Source organism: Flavobacterium sp., from assembly GCF_027483985.1.
Taxonomy (GTDB): Bacteria; Bacteroidota; Bacteroidia; order Flavobacteriales; family Flavobacteriaceae; genus Flavobacterium.
On the sequence record NZ_JAIXTJ010000052.1, the window covers coordinates 22,253 to 42,413 of the forward strand.

General features: G+C 30.8%; 23 protein-coding genes. 18 read left to right on the plus strand and 5 right to left on the minus strand.

Annotated elements, in window-relative coordinates:
• Positions 1–18: 18 nt before the first annotated feature.
• From Q0050_RS13505 to Q0050_RS13555, 11 genes are all read left to right on the plus strand, one after another.
• Positions 19–1,734, plus strand: a complete 1,716-nt coding sequence (locus Q0050_RS13505) for a CHASE3 domain-containing protein (RefSeq protein ID WP_298396867.1) — start codon at positions 19–21, stop codon at positions 1,732–1,734.
• 24 nt (positions 1,735–1,758) lie between these two features.
• Positions 1,759–2,817 carry an endonuclease/exonuclease/phosphatase family protein gene (locus Q0050_RS13510; RefSeq protein ID WP_298396871.1) on the plus strand — a complete coding sequence of 353 codons (1,059 nt, stop codon included), beginning with the start codon at positions 1,759–1,761 and terminating at the stop codon, positions 2,815–2,817.
• A gap of 29 nt (positions 2,818–2,846) precedes the next feature.
• A complete protein-coding gene (locus Q0050_RS13515; protein ID WP_298396874.1) occupies positions 2,847–3,830 on the plus strand; it encodes a YihY/virulence factor BrkB family protein in 984 nt (327 codons plus the stop codon).
• 277 nt (positions 3,831–4,107) lie between these two features.
• Complete coding sequence (locus Q0050_RS13520) at positions 4,108–4,386, plus strand: hypothetical protein (protein ID WP_298396877.1); 279 nt, start codon at positions 4,108–4,110, stop codon at positions 4,384–4,386.
• A 71-nt stretch (positions 4,387–4,457) separates the two neighbouring features.
• Positions 4,458–5,114 (plus strand): porin family protein, encoded by a 657-nt coding sequence (locus Q0050_RS13525; protein WP_298396880.1) that lies wholly within the window; start codon positions 4,458–4,460, stop codon positions 5,112–5,114.
• A gap of 28 nt (positions 5,115–5,142) precedes the next feature.
• Positions 5,143–5,295 (plus strand): lmo0937 family membrane protein, encoded by a 153-nt coding sequence (locus tag Q0050_RS13530; RefSeq protein ID WP_298396883.1) that lies wholly within the window; start codon positions 5,143–5,145, stop codon positions 5,293–5,295.
• A 19-nt stretch (positions 5,296–5,314) separates the two neighbouring features.
• Complete coding sequence (locus tag Q0050_RS13535; RefSeq protein WP_298396885.1) at positions 5,315–5,611, plus strand: YtxH domain-containing protein; 297 nt, start codon at positions 5,315–5,317, stop codon at positions 5,609–5,611.
• Between the two features lie 9 nt (positions 5,612–5,620).
• Positions 5,621–6,037: a hypothetical protein gene (locus tag Q0050_RS13540; RefSeq protein ID WP_298396888.1), complete on the plus strand. Its 417-nt coding sequence runs from the start codon at positions 5,621–5,623 to the stop codon at positions 6,035–6,037.
• Positions 6,006–6,329 (plus strand): hypothetical protein, encoded by a 324-nt coding sequence (locus tag Q0050_RS13545; RefSeq protein WP_298396891.1) that lies wholly within the window; start codon positions 6,006–6,008, stop codon positions 6,327–6,329. The genes Q0050_RS13540 and Q0050_RS13545 overlap by 32 nt, the downstream gene beginning before the upstream one ends.
• Positions 6,330–6,341: 12 nt before the next feature.
• On the plus strand, positions 6,342–6,878 hold the full coding sequence (locus Q0050_RS13550) for a hypothetical protein (RefSeq protein WP_298396894.1): 537 nt from the start codon (positions 6,342–6,344) through the stop codon (positions 6,876–6,878).
• Between the two features lie 13 nt (positions 6,879–6,891).
• Positions 6,892–7,554 (plus strand): DUF6565 domain-containing protein, encoded by a 663-nt coding sequence (locus tag Q0050_RS13555; RefSeq protein ID WP_298396897.1) that lies wholly within the window; start codon positions 6,892–6,894, stop codon positions 7,552–7,554.
• An 87-nt stretch (positions 7,555–7,641) separates the two neighbouring features.
• Here Q0050_RS13555 and prfA read toward each other — a convergent pair whose 3' ends face one another.
• Positions 7,642–8,715, minus strand: coding sequence for a peptide chain release factor 1 (gene prfA / locus Q0050_RS13560; protein ID WP_298396900.1), 1,074 nt, complete (start codon positions 8,713–8,715; stop codon positions 7,642–7,644).
• A 100-nt stretch (positions 8,716–8,815) separates the two neighbouring features.
• Between prfA and Q0050_RS13565 the strand changes: the two genes are divergently transcribed.
• The 6 genes from Q0050_RS13565 to Q0050_RS13590 all read left to right on the plus strand — a co-directional run bounded on the left by Q0050_RS13565 (position 8,816) and on the right by Q0050_RS13590 (position 13,948).
• A complete protein-coding gene (locus Q0050_RS13565) occupies positions 8,816–9,319 on the plus strand; it encodes a DUF6265 family protein (protein ID WP_298396903.1) in 504 nt (167 codons plus the stop codon).
• A 196-nt stretch (positions 9,320–9,515) separates the two neighbouring features.
• Positions 9,516–11,717: a TonB-dependent siderophore receptor gene (locus tag Q0050_RS13570; RefSeq protein ID WP_298396906.1), complete on the plus strand. Its 2,202-nt coding sequence runs from the start codon at positions 9,516–9,518 to the stop codon at positions 11,715–11,717.
• A gap of 4 nt (positions 11,718–11,721) precedes the next feature.
• Complete coding sequence (locus Q0050_RS13575) at positions 11,722–12,270, plus strand: PepSY-associated TM helix domain-containing protein (RefSeq protein WP_298396909.1); 549 nt, start codon at positions 11,722–11,724, stop codon at positions 12,268–12,270.
• A gap of 105 nt (positions 12,271–12,375) precedes the next feature.
• Positions 12,376–12,825, plus strand: coding sequence for a hypothetical protein (locus tag Q0050_RS13580; protein WP_298396912.1), 450 nt, complete (start codon positions 12,376–12,378; stop codon positions 12,823–12,825).
• A gap of 49 nt (positions 12,826–12,874) precedes the next feature.
• Positions 12,875–13,165 (plus strand): hypothetical protein, encoded by a 291-nt coding sequence (locus Q0050_RS13585; protein ID WP_298396915.1) that lies wholly within the window; start codon positions 12,875–12,877, stop codon positions 13,163–13,165.
• Positions 13,166–13,174: 9 nt separating this feature from the next.
• Positions 13,175–13,948 carry a hypothetical protein gene (locus Q0050_RS13590; RefSeq protein WP_298396918.1) on the plus strand — a complete coding sequence of 258 codons (774 nt, stop codon included), beginning with the start codon at positions 13,175–13,177 and terminating at the stop codon, positions 13,946–13,948.
• Positions 13,949–13,953: 5 nt separating this feature from the next.
• Here the strand turns inward: Q0050_RS13590 and Q0050_RS13595 are convergent, their stop codons facing one another.
• Entirely contained in the window at positions 13,954–14,211 is a 258-nt protein-coding gene (locus Q0050_RS13595; RefSeq protein WP_298396920.1) for a DUF983 domain-containing protein, read from the minus strand.
• A gap of 197 nt (positions 14,212–14,408) precedes the next feature.
• Between Q0050_RS13595 and Q0050_RS13600 the strand changes: the two genes are divergently transcribed.
• Positions 14,409–15,275 (plus strand): AraC family transcriptional regulator, encoded by an 867-nt coding sequence (locus tag Q0050_RS13600; protein WP_298396922.1) that lies wholly within the window; start codon positions 14,409–14,411, stop codon positions 15,273–15,275.
• Between the two features lie 35 nt (positions 15,276–15,310).
• Here Q0050_RS13600 and Q0050_RS13605 read toward each other — a convergent pair whose 3' ends face one another.
• From Q0050_RS13605 to Q0050_RS13615, 3 genes are all read right to left on the minus strand, one after another.
• Positions 15,311–17,542, minus strand: a complete 2,232-nt coding sequence (locus Q0050_RS13605) for a hypothetical protein (protein WP_298396925.1) — start codon at positions 17,540–17,542, stop codon at positions 15,311–15,313.
• Positions 17,502–18,530 carry a hypothetical protein gene (locus Q0050_RS13610; protein WP_298396928.1) on the minus strand — a complete coding sequence of 343 codons (1,029 nt, stop codon included), beginning with the start codon at positions 18,528–18,530 and terminating at the stop codon, positions 17,502–17,504. The genes Q0050_RS13605 and Q0050_RS13610 overlap by 41 nt, the downstream gene beginning before the upstream one ends.
• 124 nt (positions 18,531–18,654) lie before the next feature.
• A complete protein-coding gene (locus Q0050_RS13615; protein ID WP_298396931.1) occupies positions 18,655–20,118 on the minus strand; it encodes an aminoacyl-histidine dipeptidase in 1,464 nt (487 codons plus the stop codon).
• Positions 20,119–20,161 lie beyond the last annotated feature (43 nt).

A 20,161-nucleotide genomic window follows, 5' to 3' on the forward strand; every position in this document is an offset into this window, starting at 1 on the left:
GTTTTAGCAATTTTCATAATGCTATTTGTCTCTGCGTTGACCTATCGCCATGTAGAATCTATTACAAAATCATCTGATATGGTTGCTCATTCCTATAAAGTTACCTTAGAAATCGAGCAATTGTATACCAACATCAAAGATTTAGAAATCGAAAGGAGAAATTTTTTATTAACTCAAAATAAGAAACTTCCTTCGCAAATTGGTTTTTCAAAGGTTATAATAAAACATAATATTGAAAACATCAAACAGCTGACTACAGATAATCCTAGACAAAAATATCTAATAAAAAAAATTGAGGAATTAAGTTTTGAAAAATTCAAAATAGTTGATAATGCTGTTGCTAATTACAAAGAACTTTCCCGAAATAATATAAAAGAAAATTTACTTCAGGGAAAACAAATAATGGATCGCATTTCAAAGTTAATTAATGAAATGCTTTCTACAGAAAAAAAACTTTTAGTGGTTAGAGATGATAAGAATGATCGTTTGACCGATAGCACTCCAACATTAATATACATCACTTTATTTACAACAATGGCAATCATAAGTTTAGCTTTTGTTAAAATTAATAGAGACTTAGAAGAAACCAGATTAAACAATGAACTACTAGCCTTAAATAATGAGTCTAATAATTTGGCCGAACAAGTTGGTGAATATGGTACGTGGTTTTTGAATTTAGAAACAAACGAATATACTTTTTCTGAAAACGAATACCGATTGCTTGGTGTAGAGCCTAATTCATTTAAAGCTTCACTTGAAGAGTTTTTAAAATATATTCATCCAGAAGATTTAGAGTATGTGCAACAAATTGCAGCCGAAATGGTCAAACAAGATAAGTTGATTCCATTCACTTACAGAGTAATTCGCGCTGACGGTCAATTGAGACACCTACGAGGAAATGGCAAAACCGTAACAAATAAATCGGGCGAAAAAGTCTTAATCGGAACCACAAGTGATGTTACCGACGAAGTTGTAGCAAATAAAGCTATTGAAGAACGCAACAGAGAACTCGAAGCAAACAACAAAGAACTACAAGCCTTTAACTATGTTGCCAGCCATGATTTGCAAGAACCTTTACGAAAAATTCAAACTTTCATTTCGCGATTAATTGATAAAGAAATGAATTCTATATCTGAAAGCGGACAACAATATCTTCAAAAAATTCAAGATTCATCAGAAAGGATGCGACTATTAATTGATGATTTATTACAGTTTTCAAGAACTAATAAATCTGAAAAAGCAACTGAACTAACTTGCTTAAACGAATTATTAGAAAATTCTAAACTAGAATTAACGCAAATTATTGAAGAAAAAAATGCCGTAATTACAAGTGAAACATTGCCTAAATTAAATGTTATACCTTTTCAAATTCAGCAATTATTCACTAACCTAATCAACAACTCTCTAAAATACAGCAAAGAAAATGATCCTCCTGTAATTGATATTAAAGTTAGCGAGATAAGAGCAGCTGATGAACCTGAAATTCCGATGGACGATTTAACGAAATTCTATAAAATTGTATTTTCTGATAATGGCATTGGATTCGATCCGCAATATTCAAAAAAAATATTTGTGCTTTTTAACCGACTTCACAATAAAGATGAATACAGCGGCACTGGAATTGGTTTAGCTATTTGCAAAAAAATTGTTGATAATCACTATGGCTTTATTTTTGCCAAAGGTGAACCAAATGTTGGTGCTACATTTAGCATTTATCTACCTATTCAAGAATAAAATGTAAAGTATTTTTTGTAAAAAATGATTGTATACTACAGCCTAGTTTTATTGGTAGTAATCCTAACTATTTTACCATTGTTTAATAATCAACATTGGATTTTTAGATTAGGCGACTTTTTAAAAGTGCATGTTTTCTACTTAACTCTTATTTTAAGTAGTATTGGTCTTGTTCTATATGACCAAATTGATATTGTTTTTCATACACTTTTATTGATCATAGTACTATTTCACGGAATAACAGTTTTAAAATACACCCGATTGTATCGATTACCCATTAAAACAAAATCTAGCGATTCGTCATCAACAATAAGTATTTTATCAGCAAACATCTATCAATACAACAAAAATTATGATAAGTTTCAAAATCTAATTTCTAAACATAATCCCGATATTTTTATTACACTCGAAAGTAATTCAGATTGGGAAATTGCAAACAGAGTTTTAGAACACAACTATCCATTTTCTCACAAGGTTACACTTGAGAACACTTATGGAATGCATTTGTATTCTAAATTTCCTTTAAGTGGTATCAAAGAACATTACTTCGTTGCAGATGATATTCCGAGCCTCGAAGTACATTTTCATTTAAAAGAAGGCTATCATTTTGTTGTTTTTGTAGTTCATCCTCCACCGCCAAGTCCAACAGAAGAAGTAAATTCTAAAGAACGTGATGGCGAATTACTTAGTGTGGCTTTAAGATTAAATGAAATCAACAAACCAACCGTAGTTATTGGTGATTTAAACAATGTTGGTTGGGCAAAAAGTACCTCACTTTTTATGAAAAAAGGAAATCTCATCGATCCGAGAATTGGAAGAGGTTTGATTTCAACTTTTCACGCAAAATATTTCTTTCTGCGAATTCCAATTGATCATATTTTTCATACTGCCGAAATATTTGTTCAAAGTATAAAAAAATTAGAAGCATTTGGTTCGGACCATTTTGCAATCTGGGCTGAGTTTTGGATAGACCATAAAAATGACATTCAAGAAGATGAAATTATTGAAATTGCTGAACACGAAGAACAAATCATCAACGACTATATTAAAGAAGGAATCGAACACGAAGGCAACCGAGATTAAATTAATTTCAAAAATATAGCATTACAATAATGTCAAAAATAAAATCGCTTTTTGAAGTAATTAGAGAGACGTTTAAAGGATTTGTTGAGCATAAAATCCTTAAAATGAGTGCTGCTTTAGCCTATACAACAGTGTTTTCGATGGCGCCACTTTTGCTTGTAATACTCTATTCTTTTGATTTCTTTTTTAGTAGAGAAGCAATTGAAGGTGCATTATATAATGAAACTAAAGATTTTATTGGTGAAAACGCTGCAGCTCAATTGCAAACAATGGTACAAGGATTGAGTCTTTCTAACAAAAGTAATTTTGCCGCTATTACCGGAATAATAACATTAATAATTGGAGCAACATCGGTATTTGCTGAAATTCAAGATTCAATAAATACCATTTGGGGAATTCGACCAAAACCAACAACATCTGGACTATGGTTGTATTTAAAATCTAGATTACTATCCTTTGGAGTAATTGGCAGTTTAGGATTTATTCTTCTTGTTTCAATGGGTTTTTCTGTGGTTATGGAGTACATTAAAAACACTCTCTTTGATGATTTAACTTCCATTAATTTTTACTTAGTAACCATTTTAGATTTTACAATTACTACAATAATTATTACCTTTTTGTTTGGTTCTATATTTTCAATTCTACCCGATGCAAAAATTTCCTGGCGTCAAGTTAGAGTTGCTTCCTTTACAACGGCACTACTATTTATGCTTGGTAAATTTATTATATCTTATTACATCTCACAATCTAATGTCTCCAGTTTATATGGAGCTGCAGGTTCTTTTGTGGTTTTAATGCTTTGGGTTTATTATTCATCGGTGATTCTATATTTTGGTGCCGAATTTTCTAAATGTTATGCCGTCAAATTTGCATCTCCAATTGAACCATCAGAATTTGCAGAAATTATTCAAACTATTAAAATAACTTCTGAAACCGAAACTATTCAAGAAGCTGAAAAAGAATCAATTGAATTAAAAACAACTGAAAAACTAGATAGTAAGGACCAAAAATAGAACAAAACTATCAAATGAAACGAAACCCTTAAACATGATCAATGTTTAAGGGTTTTGTTATTTATTGAATTAAAATACTATAACAATAATTCAAAATGATATAACGAATATAATCTCCAATCGTCTGAACTTTGTAATGTAAAAAATAAATAGTGGCATTTAGTAGTTGAATTGCTGTAAGCCGAAAATTATATAACAAGAAAAAAAAATGATATAACAAATGGAATTTAAATTAATAAGTCCTTTGCAATATCAAAATAAAACAAAATTAGAAGCTATGAAAAAAATTATTTTAAGCGCATCATTATTAATAACCTCTTTTGCATTTGCAGAAAACAATACTAAAGAAATTGATAAAGATCCTACTAAAATTAGTGAGAAAAAAAGGTTAGAAATTGTCAACCGTGTAAATCAACCCATCTTTTTTTGGGAAGTAAAATCTGCTTATGGTGTTGCAAGTGGCTACACTAACTCTGAAGAAAGTGCTAAAAGAACAATCAAACTTATGTCTCAAAATGATGTAGTTAGTTCTAAAATCATAGAAAAATACAATTAAAACATAGTTAAAAGAAAAAAGAAATTACAAAAAGTATCAAGTAAAATAACAAACAAACTAAATTAAAATTTATGAAAAATTTAAAGAAAATCGCAGCAGTAGTAATTTTAGCATTAGGAACATCAATGTCAGTTAATGCTCAGGACACAAAAACATCAACTAGCACAGGTGCTTCATTTGGATTTAAAGGTGGTTTAAACATTTCGAATATGTATACCAAAGATGTTGATGATGAAAACGCTTTAGTAGGTTTTAATGCTGGTATATTTTTAGAATTGCCAATCTCTTCTAGCTTGTCATTGCAACCCGAATTGCTATATTCAACTAAAGGCGCTGAAGTAACTTATGATAATGCTTTTGCTTCTGGTACAGGAAAATTCAGATTGAACTATATTGAAGCTCCACTTTTATTAAGAGCTAACGTAACTGAAAATTTCAATATTCATTTTGGACCTTACTTTGCTTACTTAGTGGATGCTAAAATTTCAAATGAAACTAATGGTGGTACTTTCAATTTTGAGGAAGAAATCAATAATGATGATTTAAACAAGTTTGATTACGGATTGGCTGCAGGTTTGGGTTTTGACTTTGATGGTTTCGGAATTGGAGCAAGATATAACTATGGTCTTCAAACTATCGGAAAAGAAAGAACATTTTTAGGTCAAACTTATACCTTCCCAGAAGGAAAAAATAGTTCATTAAGTGTTTATGCAACTATCAAATTTTAATCATTAATCAAATTAAAAAAATATCATCATGCAAAATTTACTTTACACAGTCGCAGTAATTCTTGTAATACTTTGGGCACTTGGCTTCTTTGTATACAGTGCAGGAAACATCATTCATATCTTATTGGTTATTGCAGTAATTGCAATTCTATTGAGATTAATTAAAGGAAAAGGAATATAAATTATTAAATATCGAAATCATGAAAAATAGCAATGTATTATTAGGTGTCCTTGGTGGCGTTGCAGTTGGTGCTGCTTTAGGAATTTTATTTGCTCCTGCTAAAGGTAGCGAAACAAGAAAAAAAATTGCAGATAAAGGAAGTGACTTAAAAGACAATTTTAAAGATTCACTTACTAAATTATCTGAGAAAATTTCAAGTTCTGTTGACGGATTCAAAGATGAAGCTCAAGAACTTCTTGCTGACGCAGAACAAAAAATCAAAGAAGAAAAAGCAAATTTTGAAAATTTAAAAGACATTAATAAGTCAATTTTATAAAAACAAATTATGGAAACTTTTGCAAAAAATAAAGATTTACTTTTTGATAAAATAGAAAAATATACTGATACAAGTATTGATCTTATCAAGTTAAATGCTGTAGAAAAATCGGCCGATGTACTTTCATCGTTAACTTCAAGTATAGTTGTTTTTATAATTTTTGCAATGTTTACTCTCTTTGTAAATATTGGAGTCAGTCTTTTTATTGGTAAATTACTAAATGAAAATTATTTAGGATTTCTAATAGTTTCAACCTTTTATTTAGTAGTAGGAATATTAGTTTATTACAACAGACATAAGTTGATAAAAACGCCTCTTAGTAATATGATTATTATAAAACTATTAACCAAAATAGATTTAGATGAAGTTTTAGAACACAATAAATACGTTACAGATGAAAATACTGACTCCAACTCAAAAGCTTAACAACGCCATCGCACTTCTTGAAAAAAGACAAAAAACAGAATTTCAAGATGTAAAAAATCAACTTGATGCGCTTGTTGAAACTGTAAAGCCAGTTAATCTGTTAAATTCTACTCTAAAAGATTTTAACACACCCGATACAAGATCGAATATTCTTACTACCGTGACTAGTTTCGCTTCTGGATATATCTCAAGAAAATTCCTCATAGGTGATTCGTCCAATCTATTTAAGAAAGTAGCTGGATATGCTTTGCAGTATGCAGTGACCAATTTTGTGTCAAAAAAAATAAACTAAAATAAAAAATACATGAAAAATTTATTCAGCCTTAAATCATTTATAGCAACACTAGCAGTAGCATTAATTTCTTCTTTCGCTGTAGCACAAGAAAAAGAAAACTACGACCAAGGATTTCGTTTAGGAATCGGAATTAATGCCGGATTACCAACAAATGATCCTTATGATTTTAATTTAGGAGCAGATGCAAGATTACAATATGATTTATCAAAAAAATATTCCTTAACTTTAACAACTGGTTTTAGTAATATGTTTGTTTCTGGAGATGATAATGACCTTGGATATATTCCTGCTAAAGCTGGTTTCAAAGCGTTTGTTTTAAAAGATAAGTTATATTTAATGGGAGAAGTTGGTGCCGCTTTTGCAGTAACTAATAATTATGATAAAACTTCATTATTATTAAGTCCATCTATTGGTTTTGCAACAAACAAAATAGATATCTCTTTAAGATATGATCATTTTAATGACTTTCCAGTTTTGAAAGATAATACGGTTGATAAAGGTTTAGGATTAGTTTCCTTGAGATTAGCCTACGGTTTTAAACTATAAACTATAAATAAAAATGAAAAAATTTATTAAACCATTTGCTGCACTTGCTGTTATAGCACTTTTGACTTCGTGTAAAAATGAAGAACAAGAAAAGGTAGAAAAACTAACAGATAGTTATGTTAAATATGTAGATTCATTAGCTGCAATAACATCTGATGAAGTGGTAACTAAGTGGAGCGAAATCGACGACGAGTTCAACGCAAAAACCGCTTCGTTAAAAACCGAAATCAACAAACTTACTGATACTACTGAATTAAATAAAAGAATTGCGTCAGTAACAGTAAAATATGAAGCTTTTAAAAAAGGTGTTTTAGCAAAAAAAGTTGAATTAGATGCAAAAAACCTAGAATTAAACAGAAAAAAAGATCTTTTTGGAAGTCAATTCATTTATGATGATATGAAATTTGAATGGGTAAATAAAGACAATATTCTTTCGGTTTATCAACAATTTGTTACAACCGTTCAAAAGAATAAAGATAGCTACTCAAGAGAAGATTGGGATGAAATTAAATTGCTTTATGAAGCGCTAGATTCAAGAAAAAATACAGTTGAAAAACAAGGATTATCAAGTAAAGATAATTTAAAAATCGCTGGATTAAAATTGAAGTTTGCTCCAATGTATACGGTAAACCGAATGGGAGCAAAATCAGAAGAAAATGCTAATTCTAAAAAATAATTTTTAGTTAGTACATTTGTTTAAAATTAAAAAGCAGCCAAGTATATTTACTTACTAGGCTGCTTTTTTTATTTGTTTCAAGAAAAATTAAAAAACTTCTGATTCTTTTAATTTTTCCATATTGTTGACTAACTGTAACTCGTCTACAAATTTTTGAATTTTTCCGTTCATAACACCATCCATATCGAAAACGTCTAAACCAATTCTATGATCAGTAACACGTCCTTGTGAGTAGTTATAAGTTCTAATTTTAGCCGAACGGTCGCCCGAACTTACTTGAGAAGAACGTTTTGTAGCGTCTTCTGCTTGTTTCTTAGCTAATTCTTGTTCGTATAAACGTGAACGTAAAACCTCAAGAGCTTTATCTTTATTTTTATGCTGTGATTTTTGATCTTGACATTGTGCCACCAATCCAGTTGGAATGTGAGTCAAACGAACCGCTGATTTAGTAGTATTTACCGATTGACCTCCAGGACCAGATGAACAAAAGAAATCAACTCGCACATCATTCATATCGATTTGAACGTCAAATTCTTCAGCTTCAGGTAAAACCATAACTGTTGCAGCAGATGTATGCACACGACCTTGAGTTTCTGTTTGTGGTACACGTTGAACGCGGTGAACACCAGCCTCAAATTTTAAAGTACCATAAACATCTTCACCCGTAACTTCAAAGATTACCTCTTTAAACCCGCCAGAAGTTCCTTCATTCATATCAACTACAGAAGTTCTCCAACCGCGCGTTTCACAATATTTAGTGTACATTCTGAATAAATCTCCAGCAAAAATAGAAGCTTCATCGCCACCGGTTCCGGCGCGAATTTCCACCATCACGTTTTTAGCATCTTCGGCGTCTTTAGGAATCAACATGAATTTGATTTCTTCTTCAAGTTGTGGCAAACGCTCTTTAGCTTCATCCAGTTGCATTTTGGCCATTTCAACCATTTCAGCATCCGAACCATCGGCAATAATTTCGTTAGCTTCTTCTATATTTCCTGTAACATTAATCAATTCTTCACGCTTTTCCATCAAATCTTTAAGTCCTTTATACTCTTGATTTAATTGCACATAGCGTTTTTGATCGGAAATAACATCAGGTTGTATGATCAAATCTGATATTTCGTCGAAACGTTGTTTTACGTATTGAAGTCTTTCTAACATTATAATCTATATTTTGGAGTGCAAAAATAGTAAATAGTGTTCAGTTGGCAGTGTTCAGTTGGTAGTTTTTTTATAATATTGTAGTATTAAATTTTATAGGATGAAAAAAATCTGTTTTTCTGTAGTAGTTGCAATGTTAATTGTTTCGGTGTCATGCAATAAATATGACGCCAAAGGAAACATAATTAAAGACTATGAAGAACTAGAAAAAGCCAATTGGATGCTTGGCGAATGGGAGAAAAAAGACAGTTTAGGAACTCTTAGAGAAATTTGGGAACGTTTGGACGACAGCACATTTATAGGACTATCCTACTACATTCAGAACGAAAAAGACACCATTCATAATGAACAAGTAGAGTTAATGCAAAACGGCGAACATTTAATCTACACTGCAACGGTTAAAGGAGAAAACAACAATTTACCAATACCATTTCAAATGACAAAGGATGAAGATAGTCTACTTGTTTTTGAAAATCCAAAGCACGACTTTCCTCAAAAAATTGAATATAAGTTAACCAAAAATAATACTTTAACCGCAAAAATATCAGGAAAACAAAACGGAAAAATCTCCTCAGAAAGTTATCCTTTGAAAAAGATAAAGTAATCTGTTAGTAATTCCAAATGCTTTAAAACTTGCTCCACAGCAAGTTTTTTTTTTGTATCTATTTTTAAGCATATCAACGACTTAAATCACATCAAATGTTAATTATTTATATTTAGTCTAAATAAGTTTTGTGTATTTAAAAAACGTAATTATATTTGCCGCATCAAAAAATATTATTTTTATTAAATCTAAATAAATGAAAAAACACAAACTACTTTCGATCTTCATACTACTAATTAGTATCACAAGTTTCTCACAAGAAACAGTTACTAATGAAGAATATTATGCCTTGAATGATACTGTAAAAGGCAAAAAACGTGAGTTATTACAAGAAGTAATTATTTCTAACAAACAACAAAAAACTCCATCAGTAGCTCGTTCAGGTATTAAGCCAATGGATTTACCACAAAGTTTTCAAGTTATTAGTAATACAATAATTGAGCAACAACAATCGGTTAGATTGAGTGATGTTATTAGAAATGCGAATGGAGTTTATGTAGGTTCTACTCGTGGTGGTGCTCAAGAATCATTATTCTCAAGAGGATATGATATGTCGGCAAACAATATTTTTAAAAATGGTTTTCGACTAAATAGTGGTTCGATTCCTGAGGTTTCTTCCTTAGAAAAAGTAGAAATTTTAAAAGGTGGATCAGCGCTACTATTCGGTAATGTTGCGCCAGGTGGAATTTTAAATATGGTAACCAAAGCGCCGTCATTTACAAAAGGAGGCGAAATTGCAATGCAAGCCGGCAGCTATAATTTTTACAAACCATCGGTTGATTTTTATGGTCCGCTTAATAAATCAATTGCATATAGATTCAATGGATCATATGAAAACTCTGAAAGTTTTAGAAATGTAGTCAAAAAAGAACGTTACTATTTTAATCCATCTTTCTTATTTGTTATCAATAAAAAAACAGAACTTCTTTTGCAAGGTGATTATTTAAATGATGATTGGACACCCGATTTTGGAACCGCTATTATCGGAAAAAACATTATCAATTTGCCACGTGACCTATATATGGGAGCAACTTGGTCAAACGGACAAACCAAACAAACAACGGTTTCGTCATTATTAAAACACGAATTCAATACCAATTGGAAATTAAACTTCAATAGTTCTTTTCAAGATTATACGAGAAAATCTAAAGGAACGGAGCGCATTCAACCTGCTGCTAATGGCAATTGGAATCGTCCGTTAGCGCAAAATAGAAATGAAGAAACCATTGTTGCAGAACAACTAAGTTTACAAGGAAATTTCAATACAGGTAAAATAAAACACCAATTGTTTACAGGAATTGATTATGAAAATTCGTTTGCAAAAGCATTTACTTATGTCTTCAATCCTACAACTTATGGAAGCGGCAATATTTATGATTTTGACAATTTCAATCAAGGCAGCGGAATTCCTGAAAGTACTGCAACTAGAATTGTTGAAACAACCACTAACCGATTAGGAATATATGCTCAAGATTTAATCTCATTGACTTCAAAATTTAAAATACTAGCGGGAATTCGTTGGTCTTGGCAAGAATCACAACCGGTAACTACCAATTTAGCAGTGTCACCAAATACAACCACAGATGGCGTTAAACAAAAAGATGTTGCCTTTTCACCTAAAGTAGGTGTAGTTTATCAACCAACAAGAAATACGTCGTTATTTGCAAGTTATTCTGATTCGTTCACACCAAATACTGGTACTACAGTTACTGGTTCGGTTTTAGATCCATCGATTATTGCCCAATATGAATTCGGAATAAAAAATGATTTCTGGAAAGGATTACTTAGTGCGAATGTTACTTTCTATCAAATAACAAATGATAATTTAGCACAAACAGCCGAATTTAAGGCCGATGGTTCTATCAATACCGATACCACAATTAAAATTTTGAGCGGTGAAACTAAAAGTAAAGGAATTGAAATTGACATTACAGCAAGACCAATTGAAGGATTGAACATCAACGCAGGTTACAGCTACAACGATATGCGCTATACAAAAACCTCTGGCACAAACGGAAGTTTTATAGTTGGCGATAGATTGGTAAGAACACCGGCAAATACGGCTAATTTAAGTTTTTTCTATACGGTACCAAATGGAAAAATAAAAGGTGTTTCTTTTGGAGCAATTGCTAATTACATCGGAAAACGTGTTGGCGGTTGGAACAATCAAGTAGTTGTCAATCCAACAACATTTGTTACAACAATAAACGACAGAGAAATACCATTGACAGATTATACGACAATTGATTTATCTGTAGGATATAATTGGAACCAATTTTCGTTATTATGCAAATTATCGAACATAACAAATGAATTGAATTATACTGTACACGAAAATTACAGTGTTAATCCAATTGCACCACGACAAATATTAACTTCATTAAGATATAAATTTTAAAACTATGATTTCACCATTAAAAGCAAGAAACTTACACCGCGATTTAGGCTATTTTTACATCGGATTAATTATTTCCTTTGCCTTTTCAGGAATATTGATGAACCATCGAGAAGTATGGCATCCTGAAAAATATACCGTTCAAACTAAAGCGATATCTGTATCTATTCCTAAAGAGACCGAAATCACCGAGAAATATGCAGAAGAATTAGGAAAAAAATTAGGCATTGAAGATAAAATAAGACGACACAAAGTAAAGGATGATGTATTGAAAATATCATTTGAAAAAAATGATGTCGAACTAGATTTGAAGTCAGGCAAAGGTGAAATCGTAACTTTTATGAAAACACCAATCATTAGTCAAACAATGAAATTGCACAAATCAACCTCTAATTGGTGGATTTATTACAGCGATATTTTTGGATTATCATTAATAACAATTGCTTTCACAGGAGCCATTATGATTCCTGCAGGAAAATTCACCTTCAAGAAACGAGGTTGGAAACTAGCATTAGCTGGATTAATTGTACCATTATTGATATTAATTTTTGTTTAAAGTTGAAAAGCTCCGATTTAAATTGGAGCTTTTTTTTGGTATATTTGTTGACAATACTTCTAACAAATCCAACTTACATTTTTTTGAAATAATATAGTTATCATTATGAAATTCGTCACTTTATGCCTTTTCTGCCTTGTTTTAGCATCTTGCGAGGATAAAAATAATAACAAACTGCTCTATTATCAATTAGAAACCTATGAAAAGAACTTAGAGGAAGTGAACAAAGCAATTGATGCTAGTGCTGCTTACAAATCAACTAAAGCAGAATATTTAAAAAAGAATTATGACTCGATGAGTAAAATAGCCACTGTAATAAAAAACTTCCCTCATCAAATTGGCGATAAAAACAGAATAAAACTTATAAAAACTCGTGATTCCATTAATACCAAATTTAAACTTTATCTCAAGTTTATAAATTCAAATACTTATGAAAATGTTGACGATAGCATTTTTAATAAAACAATTATTGTAGATTTTTTAAGACTAACAGAAGCGTTTCAATTAAGGTATGTTCTTCCAAGAAAAGGTTGTTTCACGGATGATGATCTGTAAAAATTTTTAGTCTTAGTTTAAAATTAATATTAAAAACACATCAATTTATATGATCCCAAAACCAAAAACCATTCTTCTTCTACTTTCCATAGTATTGCTACTATTACTAATTCCATTGGTAGCGATGCAATTCACTAATGAAGTCAATTGGTCGGTTATGGATTTTGTTTTGGCTGGCCTATTACTTTTTGGAACGAGTTTAGTAATTGAACTGGTTTTACAAAAAGTAAAAACTACAAAGCATCAACTACTTATTTCTGGAATTATTTTAATTTTGTTATTCTTACTGTGGGCAGAACTTGCTGTTGGACTTTTTGGTAGCCCGATTGCTGGAAATTAAAACTGATTTATGAAAAAACATCTTTTTACTTTTCTTAGTTTTTTGGTTTTTAATGCTTCCTTTGGACAACCTAAAAGTCTAAAAGTAAACTACTTCTACCCTAAAGATTCTTTGCAATTCAATCAGCAATTTGAAGAATTAGAATACAATTATGATTATAAAACGTTCGGCAAAACAACGATGATTGTACATTGCGAAAGTGCTTATGGTACTTTTGATTTTATTTTTAAAAAACAAATTTTCAAACTTTCAAGGATTCTTGAGTATGAAAACACCAGTGTTTCTGAAGTATTTGATTTTAAAACAAAAACTTGGAAATTAACTGACGATTCTAATCCATATCAAATTGCAACAATGAAAGTTGTTGATACTATAAACTATAGCGAGCACAATTCATTTGCATTAATTGTAGCACACGATCACGGCGGAATTATTCAAAAAGCTAAATTCCAAGATTTCGGAAATGTGGTGTATTGGCCTGAATTTGATTATCCAAATTGCTCTATTTCAGATGAAAATAAAGACGGAATTCCTGAATTTTATTTGTCCTATTTTGGAAATAGCGATGGTTTAGACGCCAAACCTTACAAACAAATTGTGTACACTTTTAACAATAAAAACATCGAAAAAAGCAAAGCAACCTCTTATTATCCATCAGGAAATGAAGGAGATAAATATTACATTGAAAATGATGAAAATTGGAAAAAACTTCCCATTTCTATCCAAAAGAAAAGTCAAAACCTGATTAAAAATCATCAATTGATTTTTGAAAAAAAGAATTAAAAATGCTACTTTGAATAATTCTTAAAGGCATAAATCCAAATCATTCGCGATAATCTAATATTAAAAAAACTTAAGGCCAAAATTACAAATCCGATGATGAATAAAATTCGTGCGTCAAAAAATTTATCAAAAAACCGCGAAGCAATAAAAAAAGTAATCAAGGCTTGTCCGACAGTTATCGCATAATTAACGAACATTGCGCCAAAAAAATAACCTGGTTCCTTTTCAAATTTGTAATTACAATGACTACAATAAGTATTCATTTTTGGAAATCCTACACTAAAAAAGAAACTTTTATCGGCAAAAACTTTTCCCTTTTTACAGTTGGGACATCTATTTTTAAAAATGTTTAACAGCGTTGAAAACATAACTTCTATTTTTTTGTAAAGGTACTAAAGATTTGGTCTGTATATATTTTGTAAATTCGCAATGACTAACACAAAAAGGACATTTTATAAAAATGAGCAAACTTCCTATTTATGGCATTTCTAATTTCAATTACAACATTGCTAATAGTAATTTGTACATCAACTCTTTTAAAAATCATTTAAAAGAGCATAATTTTATTGAAAAACCGCACCGCCATAACTTTTATTTGTTAGTATTATTCACTCACGGAACAGGAATTCACGAAATAGATTTTGATTCTTACGAAGTAAAAAGAGGCAGCCTTTTTATGTTGCAACCAGGACAAATTCATAATTGGAAATTATCTGGTGACAGTGACGGATACATTGTTTTTTTCTCGCAAGAAACCTATAATTTATATTTTGGAAACAAGAAAATTGAAGACTACTCCTTTTACCAATCAGCAAAGTCAAATCCTGAATTGTTTTACAACGAAGAAGAACTCAAAGAAATAGAAGTTTATTTTAACTTGATGAAAAAAGAAAGTGAAACGGTTAATTCTAAACAGAAGGAAGCAATTTTAAATTTGCTAGACCTTATAAACATTCAAATTTCGAGAAAATATTCACCCGAAAACAATCACAAAACACCGATTTATAATCACAAAATAAATCAATTTGAAAAGTTAATTGATACTAATTTCAAATCTGAAAAATCGCCTTCTTTTTATGCTTCTAAAATGAGCATTACTTTGAAACATCTGAACAGAATTTGCAAAACCATTCTCAATAAAACGGCTACACAACTAATTACAGAACGTATTATTCTAGAAGCCAAACGCCTATTGATCGACCAAAACAAAGCGATTAGCCAAATTGCCGACGAACTTAATTTCGAAAACTACTCCTATTTCGCCAAACTTTTCAAAAAAGAAACTGGTATTTCTCCGAGTGATTTCAGAAGAAATTTGATTTTATAAAAAAACCTCGTCAATTTCTAAACGAGGTAAAATTTTTATCTTCTTGCATTGAAATACTCTTCGAATGCATTACAATTTTTATTAGACAAATCGTAATATTCACTTTCTTGAAGGCGCTTTAGCTTTTTATAATCTTCAGCGAGCCACAAGCAAAGCGCTTTAAACTTTTTAGTTTTAGAATATTTATAGGCTAATCGATAGAACTTTTTAGATAAATAACCGTTTTGAAATTCAGCTTCATCTTCCGGAAACGGTTCAACATCATAGCTAGAAACACTGTAGCGACGCATCATCCACGAATTTCCGTTAATGGTCATATTTTTATAACCGTTGGCGATTATAAAATAATAATAATCTCTATTTTTTTCCTTAGGATTTTTAGCTTTATTTAAATATTCAATCAACTTTTGAGTGTATGAAACTTTGGTTACATAAAAAGTCTCTTTATTTTTTATAAAATCGGGTGTGTAGTTAAATGCAAAAAATGGATTTTTATCAAAACTATTACTTCCACTGCTATTGATATTCCAATTAGAATAATAGTCATTCCAGTATTTTTCATCAACTTTTTTGAAAGATTCTAATGCTTTATAGAGCTTATTCCTACGAATGTATTTTGTTCCTAATAAGTCATATAGAGAAGATTTTTCACGAATCATTCTGGCTTTTAACCATTTATCAAATTCGGAATCATCCTTTTCTACTTTTGACTTATTAATTATACTTTCTAATTGTTTAGGCGTGTAAAGCACATCTACATAACCAAAATAGTCATAAAAATAATCGCGGTAGGAACCACGTTTGTGCTTGCGCGATTTCCACGATATATTTGGTCCGTAATCATCATAATAACCATTTTTATCTACATCATTTACTTTAGAAAATAAAAATGCTGCATCTGTAGTGTTTCCGAGATATTCTAACTCACGAGCTATTGCAAATAAAAACCTGTTATGATTCTTATTTTTCAATAAAATGGATTTCACTTCATTGGTAATAACTGCCTTATTTTTTGCTTGTCTTGCGGTAAGATTCAATGCTTTAATAATTTGAACATCATGTAATAAGCTGTCTTTTTCGCTAAGTTTTTTTTCTAAATTATTTATTATAATTAAACTGCTTTCATACTTTTGAGCAATAAATGATAATTGGGCTTTGCAAACCTCAATTTTATCATTTTTCAAACTTATAGAGTTCAGAAAATTTAATAACTCATCGGCATATTTTCTATCACTATTAATTCGTTTTTCGAGTGCCTTGTATGAAAAAACGTTATCATTATTCCAATAATCTTCTTCCGAAATTGAAGGATTGAAATTGGTATAATAAGGGGTAAAAACCCAATCTTCAATTTTATTGATTTCTCTCAAAAGAATAAAAATATTAAAATCAGATTTCGGGTTTAATTCAAATGCTTTTTTAAGATAATTCAGTGCCTTATCATACTTTTTGGTTGCGGCAAATGCATAAATATTGGCTTTTTCACTATTCGTTTTAGCGTATTTTAAAACATCATTTAGAGGAATCTCTCTATCATAATAAGAATAAATAGGAAATCTTTTATCGCTAGCATTCGCAAAAACCTGAGCAGTATAAAAGTTTTGCAACGATTTGTCTTGTTCGACCATCGCTCTAAAATGCATGCACCAATAATTAATGCTATTTGGGTTTTTATTAGAAATCGTGTTATAAATTGCAATCACATCTTGTTTCAAACCTCCATAAAATGCCAATCGAATTGCTAAAAATTTATAACGCAGTTTTAATTCTCCATTTTTAGTTTTCTCTGCAAGTTTTAAAGCCTCACTTACTTTATTTCTAACTATTTTAATTTCAATAGTTTCTGCTCGTTCCCAAGGATCACTATAAAACATGTTTGCAACTTCACAAGATTTTGCAAATTTTAAATAATTAATGGCTTCAAAATCATTTTGTTGGTATAAAAACTGAATCAATTTATTAGCATTATTTTTGCTAAACTTTTGACTTTCAATTTTGTAAACGGCTTCGATAATAGCATCAAGAGATACTTTTCCTTTGCAGTATTCAAACCAAAGTTTATCATTGGGTTGGATAGCCTTTTCCTCGTTTAAAGAAGATGCATCATAATAATAATTAGAGGAATAATGAAAACCATCAAACGATTGACAATTAAAATGATTGCTGTCTAAAAATCGCATTCTAATATCTTCACCGTAAGGGTAAAACCCGCAAGCAAATGATAAACTATTTACTAAAAGAAGTATAAATACTATTAATTTCTTCATTGGTATATTGTTGAAGCGGTGCTTCGTCTAAATGAAATAAAGTTACTGTTGTTGTTGCCTCAAAATCTATATTTTTCTTTAATAAAGATATGGCTTTATCAATGGTTCCTTTGGTTACTTGTTCGTACTTAATTTTGTCACCAACTCTAATGTAGTTATCATCTACCTGTACATCTTCAGTAACTTCATACCATAAATCATCTATCTTTTTCATCTTCTTTATTAGATACTCGTGATTACTATACATTACGTTTTGAAACTGATTGTTTTGGTATAATTGCATCCAAGAATATATTGGAAGCGCAACATCAACATGCAAAGGATATTTAGAAACATCGGTCAAATATTTGGACAATTCCTCAACATCTAAAATTGAATTTTGCTCCGGACTTTCTAACGGATTTAATAGGTTATAACACATTAAAGTGACCTTATCAACTGGTGGAATGCCCATTTTATCGCGATACTTATATGGATACAAACGCAAAGTGCAACTAATCTCTTTAGAAGAAATTGTTTTTAGCTTTTTTAAAAAATAAAAATAATTGTCTTTAGATTTAATAGTCCAATCACAATCCATCTGAAATTCTTTAACCACAACCCTTTTTTCAAAGTCTTCTGTTTTGTATTTATTGATTAGAAAATTAATATTGTCGGCAAGTAAATCTAAATCTTTAAAACTGCTTTTCAAAAAAACTTCATTTTTGATAAAAACTGTGGGAATAATTTCAACAACAGTATCATAAATACGCATTCTATTTTTTGAAAACGGAATATTACCCATCAATTCGTTGTGCTCTACTTCAAAAAATTTGACATATAATTTTTTAGCATTAGTAGATTTCAAAATAGAATCTGATTTTTGCTCTAGTCGCCAATCACTTGCCTTCCAATAATAAAAAGCCCGCTCTACATTTTCAATTTTATTTTCATTTTTACACGAAAATAGAAGTATCGAAAGCATTCCTAAAAGCAGCATTTTTTTCATTGGATCAGTGATTTTTGATATAACGTAAATTCGTATTAAAATTATATACTATTTGACTAATTTTCATAAAAAAACCTCGTTTATTTTTAAACGAGGTTGATTATTTTATAAAAAGATTTACTACTTATTTTCTTTCTGGTATATTCTTCAAAATTTCAATTACAAAATTCCAAAATTTCTGTGAAGACGAAATACTTGCTCTTTCATCTGGACTGTGTGCACCAAGAATTGTCGGACCAAAAGAAATCATATCCATATCAGGATAGTTGGTTCCTAAAATTCCACATTCTAAACCTGCGTGACAAGCGGCAACTTTAGGTTTTGCAGCATTTTGTTTTTCATAAATATTGACTAACAAATCTAAGATTTCTGAATTAACATTAGGTGTCCAACCTGGATAACTTCCTCCAAGTGTTACCTCACAACCAAATAACTCATAAGTAGAACGCAAAGCATTTGCTAAATCATATTTAGAACTTTCAACTGAGGAACGCGTTAAATTTTGAATCGTAATTTCACCATCTTTAACTATGACACGAGCAATATTATTAGAAGTTTCAACCAAATCAGGAATATCAGCACTCATTCGATAAACGCCATTATGAGCAGCATAAATTCCGCGAATGAATCCTTCTTGAACTCCCAAATCCATAACTTTAGTAGGCAAATCACTTTTCACGATTTCTATAGTCAAGTTAGGTTCCATTGTTTTAAACTCGGCTTTGATATCACCAATAATTTCTTGCATGTCAAAAACAAAAGCCTCATCATACATCGACGCAACGATCACTTTGGCATTACTTTCACGCGGAATTGCATTGCGCAAACTTCCGCCAGAGATTTCAGCAATTTGAAGACCAAAATTTTCAAATCCGTCAAATAATAAACGGTTCATAATTTTGTTGGCGTTGCCCAAACCTTTGTGGATATCCATTCCAGAATGACCACCATTTAAACCTTTTACAGTGATTGTATATCCAACAGAACCATCAGGAGTTTCTTCTTCATTATAACTTCTATTAGCAGTAACATCTATTCCTCCAGCACAACCAATACCGATTTCATCGTCTTCTTCGGTATCCATATTTAAAAGAATTTCTCCTTTTAAAATGCCTCCTTTAAGATTTAAAGCTCCTGTCATTCCGGTTTCTTCATCAATAGTAAAAAGCGCTTCAATTGCCGGATGAGCAATATCTTTACTTTCTAAAATTGCCATAATCATAGCTACACCTAGACCATTATCGGCACCAAGTGTTGTGCCACGTGCACGTACCCAATCACCATCAACATACATATCGATTCCTTGAGTATCAAAGTCAAAAACGGTATCATTATTTTTTTGATGCACCATATCTAAATGACCTTGAAGGACAACGGTTTTGCGGTTTTCCATTCCTGGAGTTGCAGGTTTACGGATGATTACATTGCGGATTTCATCTTCAAAAGTTTCTAATCCTAAACTGGTTCCGAAGTTTTTCATAAACTCAATTACACGCTCTTCTTTTTTAGATGGACGTGGTACTGCGTTTAGGTCGGCAAACTTGTTCCAAAGTGCTTTTGGTTCAAGGTTTCTAATTTCTTGGCTCATTATATTTTAGTTTGTTTAGACACGAATTGCACGAATTTTCACG

What these genes read in the sequence shown, in the direction of transcription:
- Q0050_RS13535 (WP_298396885.1), top strand. Translation starts at nt 5,315, where the DNA reads ATGAAAAATAGCAATGTATTATTAGGTGTCCTTGGTGGCGTTGCAGTT.
- Q0050_RS13555 (WP_298396897.1), top strand. Translation starts at nt 6,892, where the DNA reads ATGAAAAAATTTATTAAACCATTTGCTGCACTTGCTGTTATAGCACTT.
- Q0050_RS13520 (WP_298396877.1), top strand. Translation starts at nt 4,108, where the DNA reads ATGAAAAAAATTATTTTAAGCGCATCATTATTAATAACCTCTTTTGCA.
- Q0050_RS13565 (WP_298396903.1), top strand. Translation starts at nt 8,816, where the DNA reads ATGAAAAAAATCTGTTTTTCTGTAGTAGTTGCAATGTTAATTGTTTCG.
- Q0050_RS13585 (WP_298396915.1), top strand. Translation starts at nt 12,875, where the DNA reads ATGATCCCAAAACCAAAAACCATTCTTCTTCTACTTTCCATAGTATTG.
- Q0050_RS13510 (WP_298396871.1), top strand. Translation starts at nt 1,759, where the DNA reads ATGATTGTATACTACAGCCTAGTTTTATTGGTAGTAATCCTAACTATT.
- Q0050_RS13605 (WP_298396925.1), bottom strand. Translation starts at nt 17,542, where the DNA reads ATGAAGAAATTAATAGTATTTATACTTCTTTTAGTAAATAGTTTATCA.
- Q0050_RS13530 (WP_298396883.1), top strand. Translation starts at nt 5,143, where the DNA reads ATGCAAAATTTACTTTACACAGTCGCAGTAATTCTTGTAATACTTTGG.
- Q0050_RS13615 (WP_298396931.1), bottom strand. Translation starts at nt 20,118, where the DNA reads ATGAGCCAAGAAATTAGAAACCTTGAACCAAAAGCACTTTGGAACAAG.
- Q0050_RS13600 (WP_298396922.1), top strand. Translation starts at nt 14,409, where the DNA reads ATGAGCAAACTTCCTATTTATGGCATTTCTAATTTCAATTACAACATT.
- Q0050_RS13505 (WP_298396867.1), top strand. Translation starts at nt 19, where the DNA reads ATGCTATTTGTCTCTGCGTTGACCTATCGCCATGTAGAATCTATTACA.
- Q0050_RS13590 (WP_298396918.1), top strand. Translation starts at nt 13,175, where the DNA reads ATGAAAAAACATCTTTTTACTTTTCTTAGTTTTTTGGTTTTTAATGCT.
- Q0050_RS13575 (WP_298396909.1), top strand. Translation starts at nt 11,722, where the DNA reads ATGATTTCACCATTAAAAGCAAGAAACTTACACCGCGATTTAGGCTAT.
- Q0050_RS13525 (WP_298396880.1), top strand. Translation starts at nt 4,458, where the DNA reads ATGAAAAATTTAAAGAAAATCGCAGCAGTAGTAATTTTAGCATTAGGA.
- Q0050_RS13540 (WP_298396888.1), top strand. Translation starts at nt 5,621, where the DNA reads ATGGAAACTTTTGCAAAAAATAAAGATTTACTTTTTGATAAAATAGAA.
- Q0050_RS13610 (WP_298396928.1), bottom strand. Translation starts at nt 18,530, where the DNA reads ATGAAAAAAATGCTGCTTTTAGGAATGCTTTCGATACTTCTATTTTCG.
- Q0050_RS13570 (WP_298396906.1), top strand. Translation starts at nt 9,516, where the DNA reads ATGAAAAAACACAAACTACTTTCGATCTTCATACTACTAATTAGTATC.
- Q0050_RS13515 (WP_298396874.1), top strand. Translation starts at nt 2,847, where the DNA reads ATGTCAAAAATAAAATCGCTTTTTGAAGTAATTAGAGAGACGTTTAAA.
- Q0050_RS13550 (WP_298396894.1), top strand. Translation starts at nt 6,342, where the DNA reads ATGAAAAATTTATTCAGCCTTAAATCATTTATAGCAACACTAGCAGTA.
- prfA (WP_298396900.1), bottom strand. Translation starts at nt 8,715, where the DNA reads ATGTTAGAAAGACTTCAATACGTAAAACAACGTTTCGACGAAATATCA.
- Q0050_RS13595 (WP_298396920.1), bottom strand. Translation starts at nt 14,211, where the DNA reads ATGAATACTTATTGTAGTCATTGTAATTACAAATTTGAAAAGGAACCA.
- Q0050_RS13545 (WP_298396891.1), top strand. Translation starts at nt 6,006, where the DNA reads ATGAAAATACTGACTCCAACTCAAAAGCTTAACAACGCCATCGCACTT.
- Q0050_RS13580 (WP_298396912.1), top strand. Translation starts at nt 12,376, where the DNA reads ATGAAATTCGTCACTTTATGCCTTTTCTGCCTTGTTTTAGCATCTTGC.